Source organism: Micromonospora sp. NPDC049799, assembly GCF_040656655.1.
Lineage (GTDB): Bacteria > Actinomycetota > Actinomycetes > Mycobacteriales > Micromonosporaceae > Micromonospora.
Genome location: NZ_JBFAMU010000907.1, coordinates 1 through 1,093 on the forward strand (window position 1 = coordinate 1; position 1,093 = coordinate 1,093).

The following is a 1,093-nucleotide window of genomic DNA, read 5'->3' on the forward strand; positions in this document are numbered from 1 at the left end:
GCGTTCGGCCTGCTCGGCGGCGGCGGTGGCGTAGCGGACGGCGCGCGGTGCGGCGGCGCGTGTTCCGACGCGGGTGAAGTGGTGCGCGAGCGCGGCCACGTCGTCGGGACGCAGCCGTTCGAGGGCGTCACCGGCGGCGGCGTGCCAGTGGGCCCGGCGCGGCGGCGACAGGTCCCCGTACAGCGTGTCCCGGACCAGGACGTGCGCGAACCGCAGCCGGCCCTCCGTGCCCCGCTCGGTCAGAAATCCGCCGTGCACCGCGGCGTCCAGCGTGTCGAGCACGGTCGCGTCGTCGCCGACCATGGCGGCGAGCGCTTCCGCGTCGACGTACCGGCCGAGGACGGCCGCCGACTCCAGCACCCGCCGCACGCCGTCGGGAAGGTACGACAGGCGGTGCCGGACGACGTCCCGCACGCCCGCCGGCACGGTCTCCAGCGCCGCTGGTCCCTCGGCGGCGAGCAGCCGTGCCAGTTCCCGGACGAAGAACGGGTTGCCGCCGCTGCGGCGGTGCAGCAGACGTACGGTCGGCGGGTCCAGGTCCCCGCCCGTGACGGAGCGGGCGAGCGCGCCGGTCGCGGGCTCGTCCAGCCCCTCGACGTAGATCCGCGTGGGTTCCACCCGGGCGAGGCGGGCCAGGGCGGCGGTCAGCGCGCCGGTGATGTCGGTGGCGCGGTAGAGGCCGACGACGAGCACCGGACCGGTGACCGGGCGGGACTCCGCGACCAGGGCGGTCAGCAGGTCGAGCGTGTCCTCGTCGGCCCGGTGCAGGTCGTCGAGGACCAGCAGCACGGGCCCCCGGGCGGCCACCGACGTGAGCAGGGCGGCGGCGGCACGGTGCCGGTGGAACCGGGCCACCGCCGGGTCCTCGCCCGGGGCCGAGGCCCGCACCGGGAGGTCACCGGGGGTCAGCGCCCCGACGACCTGCGACCACGGCGGGTCCACGGGAGCGCCCTCGTACTCCGGGCTGCGCCCCCACGCGGTGGTCCACCCGTCGGCGGCCAGTCGCCGGGTGAGCGCCTCCGCCAGTGCCGTCTTGCCGGCTCCCGCCCCTCCGGACACCAGGGCGACCACCGGCCGGCGCTCGCGGGCGGCC

The 1,093-nt window shown here is 77.9% G+C and carries 1 protein-coding gene; it reads right to left on the minus strand.

Annotated features, from left to right (window positions below):
- Positions 1-1,093, minus strand: a 1,093-nt coding sequence (locus AB0I76_RS30545) for an AAA family ATPase (protein WP_357042795.1), incomplete at both ends; no start/stop codon positions are given.